Source organism: Gordonibacter sp. 28C (assembly GCF_003339845.1).
Lineage (GTDB): Bacteria > Actinomycetota > Coriobacteriia > Coriobacteriales > Eggerthellaceae > Gordonibacter.
In genome coordinates this window covers 71,518-95,297 of record NZ_PPTR01000011.1, presented here as the reverse complement: position 1 = coordinate 95,297, position 23,780 = coordinate 71,518, and the positions used below count along the sequence as shown (strand labels likewise).

Annotated in this window: 15 protein-coding genes; 1 reads left to right on the top strand and 14 read right to left on the bottom strand. The window is 66.2% G+C overall.

Annotated elements, in window-relative coordinates; all coding sequences use genetic code 11:
* Positions 1-17: 17 nt before the first annotated feature.
* From serA to serC, 6 genes are all read right to left on the bottom strand, one after another.
* The gene (gene serA / locus C1878_RS12890; RefSeq protein ID WP_114602027.1) at positions 18-1,598 is read right to left on the bottom strand and encodes a phosphoglycerate dehydrogenase; all 1,581 of its coding nucleotides are present in this window, start codon (positions 1,596-1,598) and stop codon (positions 18-20) included.
* A gap of 222 nt (positions 1,599-1,820) precedes the next feature.
* The gene (ilvC, locus tag C1878_RS12885; RefSeq protein ID WP_167510332.1) at positions 1,821-2,888 is read right to left on the bottom strand and encodes a ketol-acid reductoisomerase; all 1,068 of its coding nucleotides are present in this window, start codon (positions 2,886-2,888) and stop codon (positions 1,821-1,823) included.
* A gap of 116 nt (positions 2,889-3,004) precedes the next feature.
* Positions 3,005-3,490, bottom strand: a complete 486-nt coding sequence (gene ilvN / locus C1878_RS12880; protein WP_015538691.1) for an acetolactate synthase small subunit — start codon at positions 3,488-3,490, stop codon at positions 3,005-3,007.
* Positions 3,487-5,358, bottom strand: coding sequence for a biosynthetic-type acetolactate synthase large subunit (gene ilvB / locus C1878_RS12875; RefSeq protein WP_114602025.1), 1,872 nt, complete (start codon positions 5,356-5,358; stop codon positions 3,487-3,489). The genes ilvN and ilvB overlap by 4 nt, the downstream gene beginning before the upstream one ends.
* Positions 5,355-7,028 carry a dihydroxy-acid dehydratase gene (gene ilvD / locus C1878_RS12870; protein WP_114602024.1) on the bottom strand — a complete coding sequence of 558 codons (1,674 nt, stop codon included), beginning with the start codon at positions 7,026-7,028 and terminating at the stop codon, positions 5,355-5,357. The genes ilvB and ilvD overlap by 4 nt, the downstream gene beginning before the upstream one ends.
* Positions 7,029-7,574: 546 nt before the next feature.
* On the bottom strand, positions 7,575-8,657 hold the full coding sequence (gene serC / locus C1878_RS12865; protein ID WP_114602023.1) for a 3-phosphoserine/phosphohydroxythreonine transaminase: 1,083 nt from the start codon (positions 8,655-8,657) through the stop codon (positions 7,575-7,577).
* A 379-nt stretch (positions 8,658-9,036) separates the two neighbouring features.
* Here serC and C1878_RS12860 point away from each other — a divergent pair, with 379 nt between their 5' ends.
* Entirely contained in the window at positions 9,037-9,945 is a 909-nt protein-coding gene (locus C1878_RS12860) for a hypothetical protein (protein WP_114602022.1), read from the top strand.
* Between the two features lie 293 nt (positions 9,946-10,238).
* Here the strand turns inward: C1878_RS12860 and C1878_RS12855 are convergent, their stop codons facing one another.
* The 8 genes from C1878_RS12855 to C1878_RS12820 all read right to left on the bottom strand — a co-directional run bounded on the left by C1878_RS12855 (position 10,239) and on the right by C1878_RS12820 (position 23,646).
* Positions 10,239-10,448 (bottom strand): hypothetical protein, encoded by a 210-nt coding sequence (locus C1878_RS12855; RefSeq protein ID WP_114602021.1) that lies wholly within the window; start codon positions 10,446-10,448, stop codon positions 10,239-10,241.
* A gap of 109 nt (positions 10,449-10,557) precedes the next feature.
* Positions 10,558-12,048, bottom strand: coding sequence for a hypothetical protein (locus tag C1878_RS12850; RefSeq protein WP_147272947.1), 1,491 nt, complete (start codon positions 12,046-12,048; stop codon positions 10,558-10,560).
* Between the two features lie 22 nt (positions 12,049-12,070).
* Entirely contained in the window at positions 12,071-13,390 is a 1,320-nt protein-coding gene (locus tag C1878_RS12845; protein WP_114602019.1) for a GntP family permease, read from the bottom strand.
* A 235-nt stretch (positions 13,391-13,625) separates the two neighbouring features.
* On the bottom strand, positions 13,626-14,369 hold the full coding sequence (locus tag C1878_RS12840; RefSeq protein WP_114602018.1) for a 4Fe-4S dicluster domain-containing protein: 744 nt from the start codon (positions 14,367-14,369) through the stop codon (positions 13,626-13,628).
* A 4-nt stretch (positions 14,370-14,373) separates the two neighbouring features.
* Entirely contained in the window at positions 14,374-16,971 is a 2,598-nt protein-coding gene (locus C1878_RS12835) for a molybdopterin-dependent oxidoreductase (RefSeq protein WP_114602017.1), read from the bottom strand.
* A 280-nt stretch (positions 16,972-17,251) separates the two neighbouring features.
* Positions 17,252-18,172 carry a LysR family transcriptional regulator gene (locus tag C1878_RS12830; RefSeq protein ID WP_114602016.1) on the bottom strand — a complete coding sequence of 307 codons (921 nt, stop codon included), beginning with the start codon at positions 18,170-18,172 and terminating at the stop codon, positions 17,252-17,254.
* A 112-nt stretch (positions 18,173-18,284) separates the two neighbouring features.
* On the bottom strand, positions 18,285-19,268 hold the full coding sequence (locus tag C1878_RS12825) for a 2-hydroxyacid dehydrogenase (RefSeq protein WP_158539809.1): 984 nt from the start codon (positions 19,266-19,268) through the stop codon (positions 18,285-18,287).
* A gap of 256 nt (positions 19,269-19,524) precedes the next feature.
* Positions 19,525-23,646, bottom strand: a complete 4,122-nt coding sequence (locus C1878_RS12820) for a leucine-rich repeat protein (protein WP_114602014.1) — start codon at positions 23,644-23,646, stop codon at positions 19,525-19,527.
* Positions 23,647-23,780 lie beyond the last annotated feature (134 nt).

The window sequence follows — 23,780 nt, the reverse complement described above, 5'->3', positions numbered from 1 at the left end:
AATGCTCGCCCTTCTCGCTACAGCTTCACGTACCAGAGGTTCTTCAACTCGGATATCTCGGCGCGCAGGCGATCCAGCACGGCGTCGTCCACCTCGCCTTCCACGTTCATGTAGACGAGCGCGCACGGGTCTTCGTCCTTCGCGCCTATCTGCATGGTGGTGATGTTGATGCCGGCCTCGCCCAGAATGGTGCCGATGGTGCCCATGCGGCCCGGGGCGTCAACGTACTGGAAGATGAGGGACTGGCGACCCGGCGCGATGTCTATCTTGTAGCCCAGAAGCGAAACGATGCGCGCCGTCTGCGCGGCGTCGCCGCGGGTGCAGGCCACCTCCGTGCCGTCGGCCATGACGGCCACCGTGGAAGCGTAGCCGTCGGCGTCAGGGCGCGCCTGCGTCTCCACCTTGATGCCGTGGCGCTTGGCCACCGCGTCGGCGTTCACGGGCGTGACCGTGGCCCGGCCCTGGTAGGACAGCAGGCCCTTCACGGTGCCCGCCACGAGGATGGACGGGTCGGCGGCGGCGAGCGAGCCGGCCGCCGTGAGCTTCAGGTACTGCGGCACCTCGCCGTGGATCTGCGCCAGCATGCTGCCCATCATCTGGCAGGCGGGCACGTACGGCCCCACCGCGTCCATGACCTCGGGGGGCACGGGCGCCATGTTCACGGCCGTAGGCACGATGGAACCCGCAAGGCCGGCGGCCACGTACTCGGCCGTCTGCACGCCGGCGCGCAGCTGCGCCTCTTTCGTGGACGCCCCCAGATGCGGCGTGAGGATGGCGTTGTCGAACTCGTGCAGCGGGCTCTCCGTGCAGGGCTCGCTCTCGTACACGTCCAGGCCCACGGCCCCTATCTTGCCGGCCGCTAGGAAGTCGGCGAGCGAGTCAACGTTGTAGATGCCGCCGCGCGCCGCGTTCACCAGGATGACGCCGTCCTTCATGCGGGCGTACTGCTCGGGTCCGAACATGCCGATGGTCTGCTTGGTCTTGGGCAGGTGCACGGTGATGAAGTCGGCCAGCGGCACGATGGCGTCGACGTCGTCGTAGAGCGTCACGCCCAATTGCTCGGCGCGCTCGGGGCTGCAGTACGGGTCGTAGCCGACGAGCTTCATGCCGAACGCGCGTGCCCGCTCGGCCACCAGGCCGCCGATGCGCCCCAGGCCGAAGATGGCGAGCGTTTTCTCGAACAGCTCCACGCCGGTGAACTTGGAGCGCTCCCACTTGCCGGCGTGCATGGAGGCGTTGGCCTGGGCGACGTTGCGGGCGCAGGCCAACATGAGGGCCATGGTGTGCTCGGCGGCGCTCACGATGTTCGACGTGGGGGCGTTGCACACGATGACGCCGCTGTCCGTGGCTGCCTCCACGTCCACGTTGTCAACGCCCACGCCGGCGCGGCCGATGATGCGCAGGTTCTTCCCCGCCTCGATGACGTCGCGCGTGACCTTCGTGGCCGAGCGCACGATGAGCGCGTCGTAGCCGGGAATCTCGGCGACGAGCTCTTCGGGCGACATCTCCAGCTTCACGTCGACCTCGTAGCCCTTGTCGCGCAGCAGCGCGACGCCCGCGTCCGCCAGCTTCTCGGCAACCAGAACCTTCTTCGTCATAACGGCAACCACCTCTGCAAGAGTTCGATTCCTATGTTTTCGCTTTACCGCGCCGGAGCATTCTACCGCTCGTCGGCGCAGCGGCCCCCATGATAAAACGAAACCGCCCGCCCTTTAAGGACGAGCGGCGAAATAACCTATGAATTGCGAAACGAGAGGCCCTCGGTACGGGCGTCGAAGCACGGACGCTGCCCCCTGTTCCGCCGCGGCCGATCGGCGGGCCTACCGGCGCACGAAGTTGAACATGGAGCGGATGTTGGCGCCCACTTCCTCGATCTGCGCCTCGGCGTGCTCCTTGCGCTGCTCGAGCAGCCACTTCTGGCCGTTCTTCGAATCCTCCATGAACTCGTGGGCGAAGCTGCCGTCCTGGATGCGCGCGAGGATGGTCTTCATGGCGGCCTTGGCCTCGTCGGTGATGACCTGGGGGCCGGCGTAGTAGTCGCCGTACTCGGCCGTGTTCGAGATGGAGTAGCGCATGTTCGCCATGCCGCCCTCGTACATGAGGTCCACGATGAGCTTCATCTCGTGGAAGCACTCGAAGTAGGCCATCTCGGGCGGGTAGCCCGCCTCCACCAGCGTCTCGAAACCGGCGTTGATGAGCGCCGTCACGCCGCCGCACAGCACCGCCTGCTCGCCGAACAGGTCGGTTTCGGTCTCGTTCTTGAACGTGGTCTCGATGACGCCGGCGCGCGCGCCGCCGATGCCCCACGCGTACGACAGCGCCACGTCCTTGGCCTGGCCGGATGCGTCTTGCTGCACGCAGATGAGGCACGGCACGCCCGCGCCTTCGGTGAACACGCGGCGCACCATGTGGCCCGGACCCTTCGGCGCGATCATGACGACGTCCACGTCTTCGGGCGGCGTGATGTAGCCGAAGTGGATGTTGAAGCCGTGCGCGAACGCCAGCGTGTCGCCGGGCTTCAGATGCGGGGCGATCTCGGCCTCGTACGTGGCGGCCTGCGTCTCGTCGGGCGTGAGGATCATGATGAGGTCGGCTTCCTCGGCCGCGTCGGCCACGCTCATGACCTTGAGGCCCGCCTCCTCGGCGGCCTCGCGCGACTTCGAGCCCTCGCGCAGGCCCACGCGCACGTCGCAACCCGAGTCCTTCAGGTTGAGCGCGTGGGCGTGGCCCTGGCTGCCGTAGCCGATGATGGCGACCTTCTTGCCCTGGATGAGCTCCGGGTTCGCGTCCTGCTCGTGGTAGATCGTAACAGCCATGGTTGTTTGTCCTTTCTGTTGGCTGGTTTTACCTTGGTTCAGGTTGTCGTCCTGGGCGGATGAATGCCCCATTTGTCATCCTGAGCGAGCGGAGCGAGTCGAAGGATCTTCGGCAACGCAAGACCTCCGCAGTTGAAGATCCTTCGACTGCGCTCCCTTCGGTCGCTCCGCTCAGGATGACAAGGCTCTCACACGTCCTTGCTGTTCCGGCTCATCGCTATCTTGCCGGTGCGGGTGATCTCCTTGATGCCGTAGGCGCGGAAGAGGTCCTCCATGCCCTTGAGCTTGCTCTCGTCGCCCGTGGCCTCGATGGTGAGCGAGCTCTTGCCCACGTCGACGATCTTCGCGCGGAACACGTTGGCTATCTCGATGATCTCGCTGCGGCGCTCGGGCGTGGCGTTCACCTTGAACAGCACGAGCTCGCGCTCGATGGCGCCCTCGTCGGTGAGGTCGTTGATCTTGTGCACGCTGATGAGCTTGTGCAGCTGCTTCGTGATCTGCTCGTACGCCACCTCGTCGGCCTTCACGATGGCCGTGACGCGCGACATGGTGGGGTCTTCGGTGGGGCCCACGGACAGCGACTCGATGTTGAAGCCGCGCCGTGAGATGAGCCCCGTCACGCGCGACAGCACGCCGGGCTTGTTCTCCACGAGAACCGACAGGATGTGCCTCATCGCTCTCCCCCTTTCCCGCCCGCGGCGCCGTCCGCCTCGGGCACGTCCGTGCGCACGGCGCCCACCGCCACGTCGATGGCGCCGATGACGTCGTCGAGGGCCTTGCCGGGCGCCACCATGGGGAATACGTTCTGGTCACGCGAGATGGCCACGTCCAAGAGGTAGGGCCCCTCGGCGGCCAGCATGCGCGCGAGCGCCGCGTCCAACTCGCCGGGATCCTCCACGCGCGCGGCCCGCCAGCCGTAGGCGTCGGCCAGCTTCACGAAGTCGGGGTTGGCGTCGAGCAGCGTGGACGAGTAGCGCTCGCCGTAGAACAGGTGCTGCCACTGGTGCACCATCCCCAGGCAGCGGTTGTCCATGATAAGCACCTTCACCGGCACGCCGTGGATGGCCGCCGTTGCCATCTCCTGGCTGTTCATCTGGAACGACCCGTCGCCGGCCACGCACACCACCGTCTTGTCGGGGCAGCCTATGGCGGCTCCGATGGACGCCGGGAAGCCGAAGCCCATGGTGCCGAGGCCGCCCGACGAGATGAACGAGCGCGGCACTTCGCGCGCGACGTGCTGCGCGGCCCACATCTGGTGCTGCCCCACCTCGGTCACGACGATGCTCTTCTCGGGATCGAGCGCGTCGGAGAGCTTCTCCATGACCACCTCGGGCACGATCTCGTTCGGGGCGTCGCCCACGTTCGGGTGGTAGAACGGGTGGCGCCGCCGCCATTCGGCGATCTGGGCGACCCACGCCTCCGTCTCGGGCTGTGCGCCCTCCTTCGAAAGCTGGGCCACGATGCCCCCGAGCACGCCCTTCAGGTCGCCCACGATGGGGATCTGCGCCTCGCGCACCTTGCCGATCTCGGCCGGGTCGATGTCGATGTGGACGACCTCGGCATGCGGCGCGAACTCGTCGAGGCGGCCCGTCACGCGGTCGGAGAAGCGCGCGCCCGCTGCGATGATGAGGTCGCTCTCCGTCATGGCCAGGTTCGCGTACTTCGAGCCGTGCATGCCCACGGGCCCCAGGTTCAACGGGTGCGACGCGGGAAACGCGCCCTTGCCCATGAGCGTGGTGACCACGGGGATCTGCATGAGCTCGGCCAGCGCCTTCAGCTCCGCCGACGCGCCGGAGGACACCACGCCGCCGCCCACGTAGAGCACGGGACGCTCGGCGCGGCGGATGCGCGCCACCGCCTGCTTTATCTGCTTGGCGTTGCCGCGGTACGTGGGCCTGTACGACGGCAGGTTCACCTCGTCGGGGTACTCGAACACCAGCTGCTCGCTGGCCAGATCGCTGGGCACGTCGATGAGCACGGGGCCGGGGCGGCCGGTCTTCGCGATATGGAACGCCTCGCGGAAGGTTTGCGTGAGCTCGTCGGTGGTTTGCAGCAGATAGCTGTGCTTCACCACCGGCATGGTGATGCCCACGATGTCGGACTCCTGGAACGAGTCGGTGCCGATGACGCCGCGCGGCACCTGGCCCGTGATGACCACGAGCGGCACGGAGTCCATGTAGGCCGTGGCGATGCCCGTGACCGTGTTCGTGGCGCCGGGACCGCTGGTGACGATGGCCACGCCCACGTTGCCCGTGGCGCGCGCGTAGCCGTCGGCCTCGTGGACCGCCCCCTGCTCGTGGCGCGAGAGCACGTGCTTGATCTGCTTCGAGTCGTACAGCGCGTCGTATATCTTGATGGCCTGGCCGCCCGGATAGCCGAACACCAGGTCCACGCCCTCGGCCTCGAGCGAGGCCACGACCGCCTGCGCGCCGGTCATGGTGGAACCTTGTTTGTCGGTCCTGCTGCCCAGGCCGCGTGGCGCTCCGACGGCGGCCGCCGTCGCGCCGGGCCGCGGTGCGTTCTGCTTCGCTTCTTCGGTCATGAGACGTACGCCCCCTTGTCTGCGGACGAGACGAGCTTCGCGTACTTCGCGAGCACGCCGTGGTCGTGTTTCGGCGCCGGCGGCGTCCAAGCCGCGCGACGGCGTTCCAGTTCGGCGTCGTCCACGCCCAGCGTGAGCGCGCCGCCTTCGATGTCGACGGTGACGGGATCGCCTTCCTCGATGAGCGCGATGGGGCCGCCGGCCGCCGCCTCGGGGCTCACGTGCCCCACGGCCGGGCCCTTCGTGGCGCCCGAGAAGCGCCCGTCGGTGATGAGCGCCACGCTGGTGGACAGGCCCATCCCCACGATGGAGGACGTGGGCGTGAGCATCTCGCGCATGCCCGGGCCGCCCTTCGGCCCCTCGTAGCGAATGACCACCACGTCCCCGGCGACGATCTTGCCGGCGTTGATGGCCGCGCAGGCCTCCTCCTCGCTGTCGAAGCATCGGGCGGGACCGGTGTGGCAGAGCATCGAGGGGTCCACGGCCGACTTCTTCACGATGGCTCCGTCGGGCGCGATGTTGCCGTGCAGCACTTTAAGCGCGCCCACCGGGGAGAACGGGTTGCCGTGCGCACGCACGACCTCGCCGTCGGCGGGCTTGGTGCACGTGCGCAGGTACTCCTCCATCGGGCCCATGCACGTCACCGCGCCGCGGTCGATGAGCCCCAGCTCGTCCAGCTCGTGCATGACCACCGGCACGCCGCCCACCTCGTACAGGTCGGACAGCGGGCGCGGGCCGGAGGGCTGCAGCTTCACGAGGTGCGGCGTGCGCGCGCTGGCGGCGTCCCAGTCGTCCATGGTGATGGGGTGTCCCGCCTCCCGCGCGATGGCCGTGAGGTGCAGCACCGTGTTCGTGGAGCCGCCGAAGGCCATGTCGCACTCCATGGCGTTCTTGATGGCGGCCTCGCTCACGATGTCGCGCGCGCAGACGCCCTGCTCCAGCAGCTCCATCGCCTTCATGCCCGCGTGCTTCGCCAGGCGGATGCGCTCGGAGTACACGGCCGGGATGGTGCCGTTGCCGGGAAGCGCGATGCCCAGGGCCTCGCACAGGCAGTTCATGGAATTCGCCGTGAACATGCCAGAGCAGCTTCCGCAGGTGGGGCACGCCGTGTCCTCGTAGTACTTCAGCTCGCCCTCGGTCATGGTGCCGTTCTGCACGGCGGCAGCGCCGTCGAACAACGTGTTGAGGTCGGTGGTGGGACCGCACCCTCCCGGCTGCTTGCCGGCGAGCATGGGACCTCCCGACACGAACACCGTGGGGATGTTCACGCGCAGCGCGCCCAGCAGCATGCCGGGAACGATCTTGTCGCAGTTCGGGATGCACACGAGCGCGTCGAAGGCGTGGCCCTGCACCGCGCATTCCAGGCTGTCGGCGATGGTCTCGCGCGACACGAGCGAATAGTGCATGCCCTCGTGGTTCATGGCGATGCCGTCGCACACGCCGATGGTGGATATCTCGAACGGAACGCCGCCCGCCAGGTAGATTCCGGCTTTCACGGCCTCGGCGATCTTGTCGAGGTTGTTGTGGCCGGGGATGATGTCGTTGCGAGAGTTGAACACGGCGACGAGCGGCCGCTTCAGCTCCTCGTCGGTGATGCCGTCGGCCTTGAGCAGGCTGCGGTGCGGTGCCCGCGCGACCCCGGTGGTCACGGCTTCGCTTCTCAGGTACATGCCGATCCTTTCTCCTCGTGCGTACCGCCCCCGCCCTTGACACTGCGGTTGCGGCCCGTGTGCCCATAAAAAAATCCCGCTGCAGGCAAGTCGCTGCACCAGGACCACGGTTAATGAGAAAGGATGCACCTCGGCAAACGACGGGTGCACGCTTAGACGGGTAACGGTTGTCGCCGGCTCAGCCTTACTTGCCCCGCGCGTCGATGCGGAGATCGTCCGTTCGCGCGCGAAACGTTCATGCCGAACTGCTCGGAGGGGGCTTTCGGACCGTCCATCACCGGCTCGCAGCTAACCGCCGGCTCTCTGAGGATGGATTCGTCCCTACTGGTCCTCGTCATTGCATTTCGATCTATGAAGTTGTTGATGGCCAGTATACCCTACGATCCTCCCCGCGCAAGAAAAACTTTGACCGTCGAAGGATTCCCGCAGGAAAATCACACGGTTTCGATTGGATATAGGAATGCCCCGTCGGCAAAAAGAGGACCCGAAGCGAACGCTTCGGGTCCTGGATCGATGCTCGAGGTTCCACGAGGTCGAGCTGGCTCCTTAAGAATGTGCCTTCTCGAACTTGTCCATGAAAGCGACGAGGGCCTCCACGCCGGCCTTCGGCATGGCGTTGTAGATGCTGGCGCGCATGCCGCCCACGCTGCGATGGCCCTTCAGGTTCTCCAGACCGGCGGCCTTCGACTCGGCCACGAACGCGGCGTCGAGGTCGGCGTCGCCGGTGACGAAGGGCACGTTCATGAGCGAGCGGTCCTCCTTGCGTACGGTGCCGCGGAAGAGATCGCTCTGGTCCAGGTAGTCGTAGAGCAGCGCGGCCTTCTCCTCGTTGCGCTGCTGCATGGCCGCGAGGCCGCCCTGGTCCTTCAGCCACTTGAACACTTTGCCGCAGATGTAGATGCCGTAGGCGGGCGGCGTGTTGTACAGCGAGTTCGCGTCGGCCTGAGTCTTCCACTTCAGCATGGTGGGCGTGCCTTCCAGCACGTCGTCGCGGATGAGGTCCTCGCGGATGATGGAGATGACCACGCCGGCCGGGCCGATGTTCTTCTGCGCGCCGCCGTACATCACGCCGTACTTCGTGATGTCAACCGGCTCGGACAGGAAGCACGACGACACGTCGGCCACCAGGTCCTTGCCCTTCGTGTTGGGCAGCGTGTGGAACTTCGTGCCGTAGATGGTGTTGTTCTCGCAGATGTAGACGTAGTCGGCGTCGGCGGACACGTCCAGGTCGGAGCAGTCGGGGATGTAGGAGAACGTCTCGTCCTCGCTGCTTGCGATGGCGCGCGCGTCGCCGTATATCTTCCCCTCCTTGAAGGCCTTCTTCGCCCACGAGCCCGTAATGATGTAGTCGGCCACGCGGTTCTTCATCAGGTTCATGGGCACGGCGGCGAACTGCTGCGACGCGCCGCCCTGCAGGAACAGCACGCGGTAGTTGTCGGGGATGCCGACGAGCTCGCGCAGATCGGCCTCGGCGTTCTCGATGATCTCGCCGAACGCCTTGGAGCGGTGGCTCATCTCCATGACGGACATGCCCGTGCCGCGGTAGTCCAGCATCTCCGACGCGGCTTCGGCCAGCACCTCCTCCGGCAAGACGGCGGGACCTGCTGAAAAGTTGTACACCCTGGCCATGCGCGTTCCTTCTCTCTCTTCGGTTCCCCGGCCGACGCGAGCGGCGATGCCCGCGATGCGAGCGGCGGGTGATTGAGCATGGATGCATTGTACTATGCGCGCGCCGCGCGCGTGCGGACCGTGGCCGAAAAGATCAGCGGACGGCCCGACCGTCCCGCGAAGCCGCTGACGGGAAGATGCCGGGAGGGCATCGGGAGAGAAAGCGGGTGTCGGCTCGCTGACTGATCGGCCATACACGGGAAACGGATGGATCGATCGCAGGCGGCAGACGACGGCCGGGGCCTAAACTCCCTTTTCGCACTGAAGAAAACCCTCGGGCGGACCGATGGAGGAAACGCGATCGGCCGCGACGGGCAACCAAACCGAAAGGAGGCGCGGCATGCCGTACCGCGGACTACCCTATCTCGTATCCGAACAGGCGAGCGTCGGCGGCCGCGTCGACCCTTACGCGTCCGAGCGCCACGCCCTGCCCGACTGCGCGCAAGGCGTGCGCTATTCGAGCGCGCCCCGCAGCAACGAGCGCCGCGTGGTGTCCTACCGCACCTGTCAGACCGTGTGCCCGCCGCGCGCGGACGAGTCGCGCCTCGACGCCAAGCCGGCGCTCTCCGACGTCGAGCCCATGCGCATCCTGGCGGCCGTCATGCTCATGGCGGTGGTAGCCGTGGCCGCGGCCTTCGTGGGCATCGGCGTGGCGAACGGGTTCACCGGCATCGTCGACGGAACCGTGCTCAGCATCGACTCGGCCGACGCCGCGGGAAGCAACGCCCCGCTCAGCACGGCGGCGTCGGAATGGGAGCAGGGCTCGGTGCCCCAGCTGTACCAGGCCGACTACCAATGGTCCGACCGGCCCTACGGCTCCGGCACCATGGGCTCGTCCGGCGCCGCCCCCCTGAGCCTGGCCATGGTGCACGCCTGTCTCACCGGCGACGCCTCCATGGGACCCGTCGAGGTGGCCTCCCTCGCGCAGCGCAAGGGCTACGCGGACCAGCCGGACGCCACCGCGCTGCTCACTGACGGAGCCGCCGAGATCGGCTTGACGGCGCGCCCTGTCGAAGCCAGCGAGCTCGCCTTGCGGCGCCAGCTCAACGCGGGGTTCCCCGTCATCTGCGCCGTCTCCTCCGACGCCTTCGGCGGACGCACCACCTACATCGTGCTGTGCGGCATCGACGAGCACAGCCGCCTCGTCGTCTGCGATCCCGGCAGCGTCGATCGCACCGAGAAGCGCTGGAGCTTCGACGACGTGCTGTCAGCCAGCTCGTCGATGTGGGCGTACGGCGTGGCCGGCTGACGGGTGCAAGGAGTGCCGCAATGCAACCGCTCTCCACGCACGCAACTCGGCGGCGGGTATGCCCTTCCATGGCACGAAAATTGAGTTCAGGGAATACCAGAGGCTCGCAACGACGGGCTTCACCGGGCCTTGGCGGCAAAACCGCAGGTCGCACTTCTCGAACGTCACACGAAGCCTCCTTGCGCTCCACTGCCGATTCCCTGAACTCGGCTTTTGTGCCAAATTGAGGCCCATCCGCCACCTGGCCGCCGGTGGAGAGGATATCGCCGCGAGAGGCGCAACGCCGTGGGCGGTTACGCGCTCGGCGGTTTCGGAGCCCCGGGGGCCTGCGGCGCGCTCGGAGGCTTCGGGATGCCGGGGGCGCCCGGAGCCGCAGGGATCTCCGGTGTCGGCGCGGCCTTGGCGCCGCAGCTCGGGCACTCGTCGAGCTTGGGGTCGACCTCAGCGCCGCATTTCGGGCACTTCACGGGGCCCATGCCGGTCGTCGCTGGTCTGAAGCACATAGTGTCTCTCCTTCTGTTCGATTGGAACTTGTCTATCGCTCACGGTCGTCTGACCGGGAACTTCCAGGTTTGCCGTCGCCGGAAGCGAACCGCAGCGGGTCGCTTCAGCCTATCCCGCCGCGCTGTCGACGCCGCAGGCCCCCGCGGCGGCCTCGGCGCGCCGCGCGGCATCGCGCTCGCGCACCTGCCGTCGAAACACCCAGCTCAAGCCCACGTACACGGCGAACGACATGGGGGCCGTCGTCAAAAACGGCACCGCCACGATGCCGGTGGCGTACAGCACGCCGTTGACGACGCTCACGAAAGCCAAGGTGGCCACGCCGCGCCAGTTCACGTCCTCCACAGCGTCGAGAGCCACGTTGCGCGACCCGATCCTCATCGGCCCGCGCACCACGTAGTAGTCGGTGACGAGCAGCACGCACCATCCGATGGTGAGGATGCTGCCGAAGCTCATGAACGCGTTAACCTGGTCCAAGATGCCGCCCAGGATGAAGGCGAGCCCCACGGCGTTTGCCACTGCCACGGCTGCCGGCCACTTCAGCTTCACGCCGAACAACGAGTCGAACAGGTTCGACACCGCGTTCGCGCCACCGATGGAGTTCGACGTCTCCACCTTCATCTGCGACAGGCATATGATGGCCAGACCCACCCCGCCGGCCGCCAGCACCAGCGACACGCCGGGATTCGTGATGGCGGCATGGGCGGCTCCGGCGGCGTCGTATCCCATGCCGGAGAAGTAGGCGACCGACCGCTCGAAGCCGTAGTAGGTGATGAGCGCACCGAACAGGTACGTGGCCACGGCGAACAAGCTGCCCACAAGCGAGATGGGCACCAGGTCGCGCTCGCGTCGGGCGAAGCGCGTGAAGTCGGCCGCGAACAGCGCGAGCAAGCCCGACGTCATGATGGCGTAGTTCACGCCGTAGGCGAAGCCCTCCGCCTCGCCCACGCCCGGAATGAGGATGCCGTGCGTGAGCGCGTCGGCCATCTGCCCGTTCGCGGCGACGAGGTACACCACATAACCCATGACGCAGAACAGCGCCACCACGAACACCGCGTTCATTCGCGCGATGGCCTTCGTGCCGAACAGGGCCATGAACACCCAGACGCACGAGATGCCCACGAACAGCGCCCAGCGCATCCACTCCTCGTTCCAACCGAACGCGAAGAGCACGGCGTTGCCCAGCTGCACGGTTCCCACGGCCAGCACGCCCACCAACACGAATATCCACACGAGCGACCCCGCCGCCGATCCCTTGGTGCCGAAGATGTACAGACGGCTGACCACGTTGTTGGGCAAGCCCTCGCGGAAGGTGATCTTGCCCACCAGGTAGGTGAGCGCGAAGCTCAGCGCGAACGTGACGGCCATGGCCACCCCGCCCAGCTGGCAGCCCGCGTAGAACGCCACGATGCCGCCTCCCATGAGCTTGGAGAGGCTCGACACGACGCCCGACAGGATGGACGCGATGTCGGGCCACGCCAGCCGCTCGCTGTCGGGCACGCGCTCGAACAGCGACGACCGCGATGCCGGGGAAGGAGCCCTCCCCCGCGCCGGCGCCTTCACCTCGGAAGAGGTCTTCCCGGCAGCTGGTGATTCCTTCATGACGCCCCCCTTACCGAGGCTCCTAGACGATGCCGATATTGGCCATGACGATCATGACCACCAGCGCGCACAGGCCGGCCCCGATGGAGATGGCGGCGATGTGCTTGTAGGAGTTCTTGTGGTTGAGGCCCATGGCCGCCAGCATGCCGAACATGGCGCCGGAGTTCGGCAGGGCACCGCCGATGGTGGCCGACGTGGCGATGATCTTGGCGAGCGCGGCCGGATCGACGCCCGTAGCCAGATAGGGATCGAGGAAGTTGCCGGCGATGATGCCCACCGCGCCCGAGCCGGAGCCCATGACGCCGCCCAGGACCGCGGCCATGGTGGCGGCGGACACGTACGTGCCGCCCGGCATGCTGAAGATGGCCTCGTAGATGACCGTGAAGCCCACGGAGGCGGCCGCCACGGTGCCCACGCCGACGGCGGCGGAGGTGAAGAGCGCCGGCCCGAGCGCCGCCTTCGCGCCGTTGCCCAGCACGTCGCGCTGGCTGTCGATGTGCTTGCCGAACAGTATCATGCTGGCCACGACGGCCACGATCATGGCGATGTAGACGATGTTGGCCACGCCCAGCTGAGAGCCGACGATGATGATGGCGATGAGCAGGACGAGCGGCAACAGGGCCACGAGCACGTTCGGGACGGGCTTGTCGTCGGCGATGCGGCTCTCGCCTTCGGCGACCTCGTACACCTCGCCCTTGGCCTGGGCGCGCTTCAAAGCGAACTTGATGTAGAGGCACGACACGGCGATGGCGATGACGGAGCCCACGATGCCCATGACGGGCGCGGCGGTCAGGGACACGCCGCAGCCGTTGGCGGCGTTGATCCAGGCGATGGCGGGCACGCCCGGGATCATGGCCATGGTGAACGAGCAGGCGCCCAGCGTCCACGCGGCGCAGAACAGGTGCCACGGGATGTTGCACTCCTTGAACATGGGACGCGCCAGCGGGATGAGCGCGAACATGGCCACGAACATGGAGATGCCCGCGTAGGTGAGGATGGCCCCCACGGCGGCGATGCCCAAGAGCACCAGATACGGGCTCTTGGTGCCCACCTTGCTCATGATGGCGTTCGCGATCGACTTGGCGGCGCCGGACTTGTCCATGAACTCGCCCATGATGGCGCCGCCCATGAAGATGAGCAGGTTCTTCTGGACGAAGCCCGCGAGCCCGGTGACGTAGGACGATTCGCCGCCCACCATGGCGGCGGCGACGTCCATGCCGTTGGTGAGCGCGATGATGACGGCGGTGACGAGGGACGTGATGAGCACGTTCCAGCCCCTCATGGCCGCGATGACGAAGAACACGAGCCCGGCGACGATGCCGACAACCCCTATCCATTCCATAACCGTTCCCCTTTCGTTGTTTTGTATCCCGATTCCTTCTTGCCCCTACGGATGGTTCCGCACCTTCCAGGTTGGCGCAGTAAGTCAGCGAGGGCGGCCGTGGTGCCCGAGATCGTGGGGATGGCGGGGGCGAAGCGTACTTGGGTACGCGAGCCCCCGGCATCGCCGCGAGATCGGGTGCCGCGGCCGGCCGCAGCGTCGGCAGGTTCCGCAGGCCGAAGGCCCGCGGAACCACCTATGCCATGTCGTTGCGCGTGGCCCTCATGAGCTCCACGGTCGAGGCATGCTTCATGCGCAGCTCGTTTCGGCGGATGGCCCCCTCGTCGAAGTTCTCGAGGTCGTCGGCGCTCTCGAACATGGTGCCCAGGTCGCCGCGCTGTCGGTTGAGCGCGACGGCCTCGTCCACGTCGTAGGGCAGAAGCTGCTGCTTCTCGCGCGGGTTCCACACGAGGAACGCCGGCTTCGTGGCGTCGGGCGCGGGCATGCCCTCGCAGTAGCGCACGTCGCCGTACTTCTCGACCAGCTCGTCGAGCGGGCCGAAATCGAAGGCGCGCAACGGGCAGCTCATCGTGCAGGCCGGCTGCATGCCCTCCGCCAGACGGTCGACGCACATGGTGCATTTGCTCATCTTGCAGTCGGGCGCGTCGGAGGCGAACCGCGGCGCACCGTAGGGGCACGCATCGTAGCACGTGCGGCAACCCTTGCACTTGTCCTGGTCGACGAGCACCGCGCCGAATTCGTCCTCTTTGTAGATCGCACCCTCCGGGCATGCCTTCACGCACGACGGGTCCTCGCAGTGCGCGCAGGGGAACGCCAGCGAATGAAGGCGGACGCGCGGGAACGTGCCGGTCTCCCATTCGTAGACCGTCATCCACTTCTCGGCGCCGGGCTCGAGCCCGTTCCAGTCCTTGCACGCGATGCTGCATGCCTGGCAGGCGTAGCAGCGGTTCGCATCGAAGAAAAATCCGTACTGGGTCATAGCCCTACTCCCTTCCCTCGCCGAGCGTTCGGCGCAGCTTCAGCGCCACGCTCGCGCCGCGCATGCCGCCGCGCTCGGATTCTCCGCCGAAGCCCTCCGCGTCGCCGTCGGCGACCTTCTCAACCTCTACGAGGCCGGCCGTGATGAGCGCGCCCAGGATATGGGGCAGGTGGCCGTCGTCGAGCAGGATGTTCGGCGTGCCGCGCAGGTCTTGGCCGTACTCGTTCATCTTGGCCGGGGCGCCGTCGGTCTGGTACCAGGCGCCGTGGTGCACGGCGGCGGTGCCGGGCGTCATGCGGTTGGTCACGTACGCCGTGAGCAAGACCTCGCCGCGGTCGCTGCGCACGCGACAGACGTCGCCGTCCTTGATACCGCGCGCCTGCGCGTCCACACCCGAGATCCACACGGCGTGGCGGTAGCAGTCCTCGCGCATGAAGGGGTTGTTGTCGTTGCTGGAATGCTGGCGGTAGATGGACACCGGCGACACGAGCGAGAGCGGGTAATCCTTGACCTTCGGGTTGTAGAAGCCGTCGTTGGAGGCCGACCCGATGTCGCCCTCCACGTAGCTGGGGCTCCACACCGGCATGGGGTCGATCTGCCCGCGCCAGCGGGATTCCGTCATGTCGTGGGTCTTGACGAAGTTCGACGCGAACTCTATCTTGCCGCTGGGCGTGCCGAAGGGGCTGGCGCCGCGTTCCATCGTGGTTTTGAACGGGTAATACGGCACGTCGATCTCGGTGCGCACGACAGGGCTGGCGTTGAACTCCTCCCACGTGGGCCGACGCTCGTAACCCAGGTACGCCATGACCGTCTCGTTGTCGGCCCACTTCTCGAAGGCCTCCCGGTAGATATCCTCCTGGGCGTCCACCCAATGCTCCGCGTCCACGTCCGCCAGACGCGGGTTGTAGCCCTGGACCACCTCGTCGCCCAGGCGCTTGGCGATCTGCGTCCACACCCATTCCTTCGAGCGCACCTCGCCCGGGAAGTCGAGGCCGCGGGCGCAGAACGTGAAGTAGTTGCGCATGCCGTTGGGGCCGCTCACGAAGCGCTGGTGGCCGTACATGTACTCGTCCATGCCCTCGAACTGCCACACCGGGGCGGGCAGGATGATGTCGCAGAGCTCCGCCGTGGGTTGGTTGACATGCCATTGGAAGCCCCAGTTGAACTCCGTGGAGGCCATGCCGGCGAACCGCTTGTTAACGTTAGAGTGGTTGTTGGCGTAGTTGTTCTCGAAGATGATCATCTGGACGTTCGGCAGCGGCGCGTCGTTGGCAGGCGACCCGATGCGATGGCGGAACTCGCTCTCGGTCATGCGGCCTTCCCAGTAATCCTTCTGGCAGGCCAGGATCTCGGTCAGGCAGTTGTTGTTGAACAGCACGGGCACCTGGTAGTCGCCCGGGTTGCGGCCGAAATCGGCGAGCGGCGCGGGAACGCGGCCCGGGGTGGGCAGGCAGGCGCCCGTCTGGCAACCGCCGGCGCACGCGATGTTGCCGGTCATGGCCTGCAGGAGCATGGAGGCGGCGGCGCTGTAATCGCCCATGTGCCGCTTGGCGCAGGAGTAGAAGTACTGCAGGTGCACCGGCTTGGTGGTGCCGTAGAGCCGCGCGAACTCGCGGATGGTTTCGGCCGGGACCGCGCAGATGGGGGCGGCCCACTCGGGCGTCTTCTTGACGCCGTCCTCGCCTTCGCCCATGCAGTAGGCGCGCCACTCCTCGAAGCCATCCTTGTCGACCCACGCGTCGACGAACTCGTGGTCGTAGAGGTCCTCCTCGTAGAGCACCTGGGCCACCGCCAGCATCATGGCGAGGTCGGTGCCGGGGCGGATGGGTATCCACTGGTCGGCCAGGATCTCGGCGCTCTGAGTGTAGCGCGGGTCGATGACGATGGTCTTGCAGCCGTACTCGTGCGCGAGCTGCATGTAGTACGACGTGGGGCCGAACCACGCCACCACCGGGTCCATGCCCCACATGACGAAGAGCTTCGAGTTGAAGATGTCGCTCGCCTCGAAGCCGGGCAGCGCGTCGGAGAGGCCCTTGGCGGTTTTGGAGAGGTCGACGCCCAGATGCAGCATCTCGCCGGCCGCATGGCCCGACGTGGAATGCTCGCCCCACGCGCCGAAGCCCGCTTCCCACCAGGGAGCCAGCGGGAACCCGTTCTTCTCGAAGCTGGGGTACTGCGAGTGGAAGATGCCGTACGGGCCGTACTTCTCGCGGATCTCGACCATCTTCTCGGCGATGGTGTCGAGCGCCTCCTCCCAGCTGATCTCCACGAAGTAGCCCTTGCCGGCGCCCTTCTCCCCCACGCGTTTCATGGGATGCAGAAGGCGCGTCTCGGCGTGGAGCTCCTTCTTCCACGAATGGCCCATGGCGCACGGGCGCATCTGCACGTTGCCCTTCCAGATGTTCTCCCAGCCGCAGTCCTCGCGGCTGTCGTTCCGGTTGACGGAATCATCGGGTTCTATCGCGATGATCTTGCCGTCCTTCACGTGGCATTTCAAAACGCATGCCGAGTCCCAGCATCCGTTGGCCGGACACGACGTGTAGAAGATGCGCTCGCCCTCACGCCGCTTCTTGCTCGCATCGATGATGCCTTGTTTGTCCATCGACTCCTCCTCTTACGATTCCGCTCCTCGTCTGCGGGGCGGTTTTCATGCCCGGAAGAATAGACCGTCGGAAGGCGGCGCTCGATGCGCGGAGGGACATTCGCCGTCGCGATTGCTTGCGGCGGCGGTCAAGGAAACCTGCATGGACGAGGGAGTTGCCGCGGCCGTCAACGGCAGGTTACGGCTGGCGGGCAAAACGACGCGCAAAACGGCCCCGGGAGCTCACGGAAGAGGGAGGGCATGGCCGTCGAGAAGCAGGGGGAGCGGAGCCGATGGGAGGTCAGTGCTGGCGGAAGTACTTCTCGGGAACGTTGTCGCGGATGAAGTCCTTGAACTCGAGGGCGAGCGGCGAGATGACGCGGCCCGTGTGCCAGGCCAGGTCCACCGGGTAGCGCATCGGGTCGGTGTCGACCTTGAACCAGATGAGCCCCGGCTCGTTCTTGTAGCGGTCGCGAATGCACTCGGGCACGGTCGCCCACCCCAGGCCCGCCTTCGCGCCGTTCATCATGGCCTCGTGCGTGTCGAAGCGCGCGACCATGTTGTGGTCGCGCAGGGACACGCCGTAACGCTCGCGGAAGTGGCGGTTGCCCACCATGTGGCGCCCGGAGTTCCACTCGTAGATGATCATGGGCCACTTGAGCAGCGTCTCCACCCTCACCGGCTGCGGCGTGGAGTTGTAGGGCGGGATGTCGGCCGCGCAGAACGCGAGCTGCTTGTAGCCGAGCGTCTCCCGGGATATCTCGTCCTCGAGCGGCTGGTTCTCCAGGAGCGCGAAATCGAGCTTGCCGTTCTTGAGCTTTTCCAGAAGATCGGGCTCGTAGCCCGCGTCCAGGTGCACGAGCGCCTCGGGATGCAGGTCGTGGAACTTCTTCACGAGCGCGGGGAGCAGCGTCACCCCGTCGGCCAGGCTCATGCCCACCTCGATGGTGCTGTCGAAATGCTCGTCGACGGCGGCCAGCTCGGCCGCGAGCGCGTTCTCCAGCGTGGTGATCTTCTTCGCGAACTTCGTGACTATCTGCCCGGCTGCCGTGGGAACGACGCCCGTGGACGTGCGGTTGTAGAGCTTCGCGCCGTAGCGCTGCTCGATGCCCGCGATCTTTTGCGACAGGCCGGGACGCGACATGTACAGGCGCTCGGCGGCCTGCGAGAGGCTCTTCGTCTCCGCCACGGTCATCAATATCTCGATGTCGTCAAGCTGCATGCGCGATACCCCCTCTTGAAATGCGGACCCCCTCCGTGCATCTTAGCAACCGGCGACCCGTCCGCGCCGTCGCATTTGTTTGCCGCCGCTGCAAACGAATCGTTACAACGCCCTACGACACCACGTTGACCGGGCGCTCCCCTGCCGCGACGCGGGCGACGTTCTCCCACACCGCGCGGTGGGCGCGGTGGAACATGCCCTCGGTCACGCCGCCGATGTGGGGCGAGAGCACCACGCGGCAGGCGGCTTCGGGGGGCAGGGTCAGCAGCGGGTGGTCGGCGGGAACCGGCTCGGGATAGAGCGTGTCGCAGCCCGCCGCCCCTATGACGCCGTTCGCGATGGCGCGTGCCAGCGCCTCTTGGTCGACGATCTCGCCGCGCGCCGTGTTGACGAGGACGGCGTCGCTTTTCATGCGGGCGAGGAAGGCGTCGTCCACCATGCCGCGCGTGGCGTCGGTCACGGGCACGTGCAGGCTCACGATGTCGCACGTGGCGGCCAGCCGGTCCAGCTCCTCGAAACGCACGTTCAGGCGTTCCTCGTCCTCGGGCGGCAGCGGCGCGCGCTTGTTGTAGACCATCTCGCAGCCCCACCTCGCCAGGCGCTCGGCGGTGGCCTGGGCGATGGCGCCGAAACCCACGAAGCCCACCTTGCAGTCGCCCAGCTCGCGGATGCCCTCCACCATCATGCGCTCTTTCGTCTGGATCTGCCGGCCCGCGCGCACCGCGGCGTCGCCCGCCACGGCGTCGCGCAGGCACGCCAGCATGAGCAGGACGGTCTGCTCGGCCACCGCGCCCGCGTTGACGCCGGCGTTGTTGCACACGTGCACGCCCCGCTCGCGCGCCGCGTCGAGGTCGATGGCGTTGTAGGCCACGCCCTCGGAGTGGACGAGCTTGAGGTTCGGCATGGACGAGATGAGCTTGGCGCTCACCGGGCTGATGGCGTCGGCCAAGATGAAGTCGGCGTCGCCCGCCTGCGCCAAGATGGCGTCGTCGTCGGTGCCGCGCGGCACGACTTTCAGCTCGACCTCGCCCACGATGGGCAGGTCGGGTAGGTACTTCCTCGTGCGGGCCTCGTCGCCTATCACCAAAAGCAGCATGTGCAAACCCCTTCGCTCGAATGTGCCGGCAGCGCGCCAGAGAACCGGCGCGTCTTCGATTCTAGCGTTCCGGCCGGCGTTTGGCGAGGGCGGACGAGGAACGTCGGAGTGCATCCATCCATATGAGAAACTATACGCCCAGCGCCCTGCAGATCGTCTCGCGCTCGTCGCATGGCATACGAAACCGGCTGCCGACTCTCCCGAAGGGGAGCCGGCAGCCGGAAAGGCGGTGAAACCAGGATGGAGCGTGTTCTCGCTAGCCGCGCAGGCGCCTGCGGGCGATGAGGACAACGCAGACGCATGCAAGGCAAGCCAAGAAGCCGGAAACCAGAACGGGCATCGCGGCGTCGCCCGTGGAGGCCAGAGCCTTGACGCCGCTTGCGGAGCCGGGCGAACCAGCCGAAGCGCCGCCCGTAGAGCCGGCCTCGCTCCCTCCCTGCTCGAGCGTGCCGACCTGCTTGGCGGAGGCGAACGCGGCCTTGGCCTCGATCATATCCTTCGCTGCCGCGTCAACCTCGTCTTGCAGGGCGAGGGGGTCGTCCAGCACGGCTTGAGCCCGGGCTATCGCCGCACGGTACGCGTCGAGCGCCCCCTGTGTGACGAACTCGGCACCGGACGCGACCTCGCCGGGGCCGGCCGCCACCGTCGCGGCGGCGACTTCCTCGCGCGCCTCCTTGACCAGCGAGGCCAGCGCGGAGGTGTCGGCCTTCAGGCCCGCCCGCTTCGCATCGTCGAACGACGACGAGGCGGTCGCCAGGTCCCTCAGGGCGGCGTCCACGCCGTTCTGCGTGCGAGACGCGTTCTGCAGCTCCGATCGCGCAGCGGCCAGGGTCTGCTCGTACGCGTCGAACTGTCCCTGCGTGACCCACTTGTTCCGAGCAAGGACGTCGGTTCCGTCCACGCTCACCGTCGTGGCGGAAAGGTCCTCGGCGCCGGCCTTCACAGCTTCGGACAGCGCGCCCGTGTCGACAGCGGCGGTTTTGACGTGCGCGTTGAACGTCGCCAGGGCTTCGTTGAGGACAGCCAAGGAGGCGTCCACCCCCGCCTGCGACGTGTCGGCCGCAACGCCGTTGCCGGCCGCTGACGCGATGGCGTCTACAACGTCCTGCGACGCTCCGATGGCGTTCTCGAGCGCCTGCAGATCTTCCGAGGTGCACCACGTCTTGCCATGGGGCACGTCTCGGCCGTCCGTCGAGACCGCCGGCCCGTCGGCGGCGGCGCGCGCGACGGACAAAGCCGCAGCCAACGACACCGTGGAGGGGTTGGCGGTATTCGTAGAGGCTTCGAAAGCCGCCGTTGCGCTCTTTACCGCCTGCAGCGCGGCGTCGACCTCGTTCTGCGTCGCCGCCGCATTCGAGGCGACGGCCGCTTGGGCAACGACAACGGCCTGCAGCTGGTCGACGTTCTCCTGGGTGGCCCAATCCCTGCCGGCGGGCACGTCGTTGCCGTCGACGCTGACGACGACCGCGTCCTTGGCTGCGGCGGCCTCGGCAAGCGACGACTTCAAAGCATCGTAGTCGGTGACCGCCGTCTTCACGACAGCGTCGAAGCTCGCCCTCGCGTTGCCGAGCGCCTGAACGGCCGCGTCGATCTCGTCCTGCGCGGCATCGGCCTTCCCCGCCACAGCCTTCGCAGCGGCTATCGCATCGGTCAGGGCGCTCGCGTCGCCGGGAACCACGTAGGCGGAACCGTTGGCGACGTCCTTGCCGTCGGTGCTGACCGCGACGGCCTCGAGGGCGGATTCGGCCCCGGAAACGGCGGCCGTCAGCGCATCGAAGTCCTGCACGACCAGCAGCCGGTTGGAACCCGACCAGTCGTACCTCGAAAGCGATTCGTCCTTCGACGTCGTGTAGGTTGCCAGCAGGTTGCTCGACGAGTACGGGTCGTTGACTTTGAACGTATTCGTGAGCCCAACGTTGGGGAATGCGAACCCGTCGGGCAGGCGCACCAGCGAGGTGCAGTTCATGAACGCGCTCGTCATATTCTTTACCGAAGAAGGAACCAGCGGCGCCTCGGTTATCCCCGAACAGTTCTGGAAGGCGCCCTGCAGCGAAGTCACCGTTCCGGGAATCGCAGGGGCCGTCTTGAGCGAAGAGCAGCCGGAGAACGTCTCCCTCATGTTTTCAACGCCCTCGCCGAGTTCGGGAGCCTGCTCGAGCGCCCGGCAGTTCTGGAAGGCCCGCCACATGTTCGTGATGCCGTTGGGAATCTTGGAAGGGCCCGTTTCCATGGCGACGCAGTTCTGGAACGAGCCGAACATGCTTTCCTCGACGCTTTCCGGAATCTCGGGAGCGGCCTTCAAGGAAGTGCAACCGTTGAAAATATTGGCGATGTACTTCACGCCGTTCGGCAAAACAGGAGCCGTCTCAAGCGCTGCACAACCGTTGAACGCTCCCGACATGTTCTCAACGGAATTGGGCACTTCGGAAATGACCTTCAACGAAATGCAACCGCTGAACGCGTTCTGCAGGTTAATGGTGCCATTTGGAATGGCCGGCATGGCCTCGAGCGATGCGCAACCGTAGAAGGCGTTGTTCATGTCCGTGACGCCTGAAGGAATCGAAGGCGCCTCGGACAATACCCCGCACCCGGAAAACATGCTTGCAATCGAAGTTATGCCTTCCGGCAGCACGGGAGCCTCGTCCAGCGACGAGCAGTTAACAAACGCGCCTTCCACGTTTTCAACACCATCGGGAATGCGAGGCGGCTTCACCATGGAGGTGCAACCACCGAAAGCCGCGTGAAGGTTTTCCACGTTCTCGGGAATAACGGGAGCGTCTTTCAACGACGAGCAGCCGTTGAAGGCTTGGTCCAAACTCGTCACCGTGTCAGGCAGGCTCGCAACGACTTCAAGTTTGTTGCACTGGATAAAGTAGTTCGAGATGTCCGTCGGGGAAACGCCCTCGAAACGAACCGATTTCACTTCAGATTTATAGGCATTCGCGCACCAAGGTGGTTTGCCGACCGCGTCATAGGTCTTCAAATCCCCTGAACCCGCTATTATCAACTGCCCATCGCTGTAAAGCGTCGCCGTAGCATCGGACGGCGTTTCCTTGCCGATGTCCCACGACCCGATCGCCGTGACAGGGGCTGCGGCGGCGAACTCGTACACGATGGGCTTGCCGAGCGATCGGGTGGTTTGCGGCTGCAGGTCGGCGTCGAACACCAGGTAGTACGTCTTGTTGGCTTCGAGGCCGGTCGCCGTGATCTTCACGCCGTCATACGATGGCCAATCGCGATCCGGGTTCACTAGGGAGAAGCCCAACGTACCGCTGGCAGCGGAGGCGACCGGCGTCAAAGCGCTCGCGTCGAACGAGCCTCCCGCCGTCGGGTCGCTGTCGTACACCAGCACTTTGTCGGCACACGTTCCGGTCCAGGTGTTCAGCAGCTGCCAATTCGACCCGCTGCCGTCGGCATGGATCACCATCGAAACCGAGCCGTCGTCGGCCAGAGTCATCGGCTGCCGCATCTTGTTGAACCAGCAGGAGCCTATTTTGGAAAGATCGGTGACGACCTCGGACGGCGAAGGGGACATGATGCCGAGCTTCGTTCCGCCGTTGCCCTGCTCCCGTCCGTAACCCGCTTGCGACTCGTCCCCGTTCCACACGACCGCCTTGTCGGTGAAGGTGTTGAATTCGAACACGATGTTCGCGTACAGGCGCGCCCACTGGCCGGCCGTGCCGTTCTTGACGACGAAATAGTACGTTTGATCGGGGTCGATGTTGCTTGCATCGACGGTGCAGACGATGTTCTTCCACCAGTTGTCGGAGGTGCCCAGCACGGATACGTTCGAAGCGTTCCCTTCCCAAACCACGTTGGCGGGATCGCTCCACGATGCGGGATCGTCGCTTTTGGTGACGAGCAGCCCGCCGTGGCCGTCGAACAGGTACACGGGGTTCACGCCCCCGGCGCCCACGTACGTCAACGTAAACTGCAAGGTCGCGGCGTTCGCGTCGTAGGAAGGAAGGATGATGTTCTTGTAATAATACGGATCGCTGTACGTGCCCGAGCCGGACGTGTCCGTCTTGTTCATGTCGGTGAGCACGGATATCGTCGACCCCGTGACCGCCCCGTTGTCGTACCCGGTGACACCCTTCGACAAAGGATCGACAAGCGACCAGGCCGGGAACCCTTTCCTCGAGGTGCCGCCCGACGACGCGTACCACGGATCACTGGCCTCGTCCCAAGGCGAGTCCTGCCAGCCCTGGTACGGCTCATAGCCGTCCTGTTGGCTGTACACGATCGGCGTCGTCTCGGCATACGCGCTCGAAGAGAGCCCGGGAGCCAGCGAAACGGCAAGAATCGCAGCGATCGCGAACGCGAGCGCCAGCCCCAACCTCCTCTTCACGCCCCGGTTTCTCACGGCTTCGCACCCCATACCGTTCCTCCTTGTTCTCCTAGATGGACACGCTTGCGCCAAGCCTCCGCGAACGCGAGGCTGACGCTATGCAATGGATTTCGCTTTCGCAGCCCTTCGATCGAGAAGCTGCGGAAGCGAAATCTTCGGCCTTG

Excerpts from the sequence above, each read along its gene's own strand:
- serA (WP_114602027.1), bottom strand. The coding sequence starts at position 1,598 with ATGACGAAGAAGGTTCTGGTTGCCGAGAAGCTGGCGGACGCGGGCGTC.
- ilvC (WP_167510332.1), bottom strand. The coding sequence starts at position 2,888 with ATGGGGCATTCATCCGCCCAGGACGACAACCTGAACCAAGGTAAAACC.
- ilvN (WP_015538691.1), bottom strand. The coding sequence starts at position 3,490 with ATGAGGCACATCCTGTCGGTTCTCGTGGAGAACAAGCCCGGCGTGCTG.
- ilvB (WP_114602025.1), bottom strand. The coding sequence starts at position 5,358 with ATGACCGAAGAAGCGAAGCAGAACGCACCGCGGCCCGGCGCGACGGCG.
- ilvD (WP_114602024.1), bottom strand. The coding sequence starts at position 7,028 with ATGTACCTGAGAAGCGAAGCCGTGACCACCGGGGTCGCGCGGGCACCG.
- serC (WP_114602023.1), bottom strand. The coding sequence starts at position 8,657 with ATGGCCAGGGTGTACAACTTTTCAGCAGGTCCCGCCGTCTTGCCGGAG.
- C1878_RS12860 (WP_114602022.1), top strand. The coding sequence starts at position 9,037 with ATGCCGTACCGCGGACTACCCTATCTCGTATCCGAACAGGCGAGCGTC.
- C1878_RS12855 (WP_114602021.1), bottom strand. The coding sequence starts at position 10,448 with ATGTGCTTCAGACCAGCGACGACCGGCATGGGCCCCGTGAAGTGCCCG.
- C1878_RS12850 (WP_147272947.1), bottom strand. The coding sequence starts at position 12,048 with ATGAAGGAATCACCAGCTGCCGGGAAGACCTCTTCCGAGGTGAAGGCG.
- C1878_RS12845 (WP_114602019.1), bottom strand. The coding sequence starts at position 13,390 with ATGGAATGGATAGGGGTTGTCGGCATCGTCGCCGGGCTCGTGTTCTTC.
- C1878_RS12840 (WP_114602018.1), bottom strand. The coding sequence starts at position 14,369 with ATGACCCAGTACGGATTTTTCTTCGATGCGAACCGCTGCTACGCCTGC.
- C1878_RS12835 (WP_114602017.1), bottom strand. The coding sequence starts at position 16,971 with ATGGACAAACAAGGCATCATCGATGCGAGCAAGAAGCGGCGTGAGGGC.
- C1878_RS12830 (WP_114602016.1), bottom strand. The coding sequence starts at position 18,172 with ATGCAGCTTGACGACATCGAGATATTGATGACCGTGGCGGAGACGAAG.
- C1878_RS12825 (WP_158539809.1), bottom strand. The coding sequence starts at position 19,268 with ATGCTGCTTTTGGTGATAGGCGACGAGGCCCGCACGAGGAAGTACCTA.
- C1878_RS12820 (WP_114602014.1), bottom strand. The coding sequence starts at position 23,646 with ATGGGGTGCGAAGCCGTGAGAAACCGGGGCGTGAAGAGGAGGTTGGGG.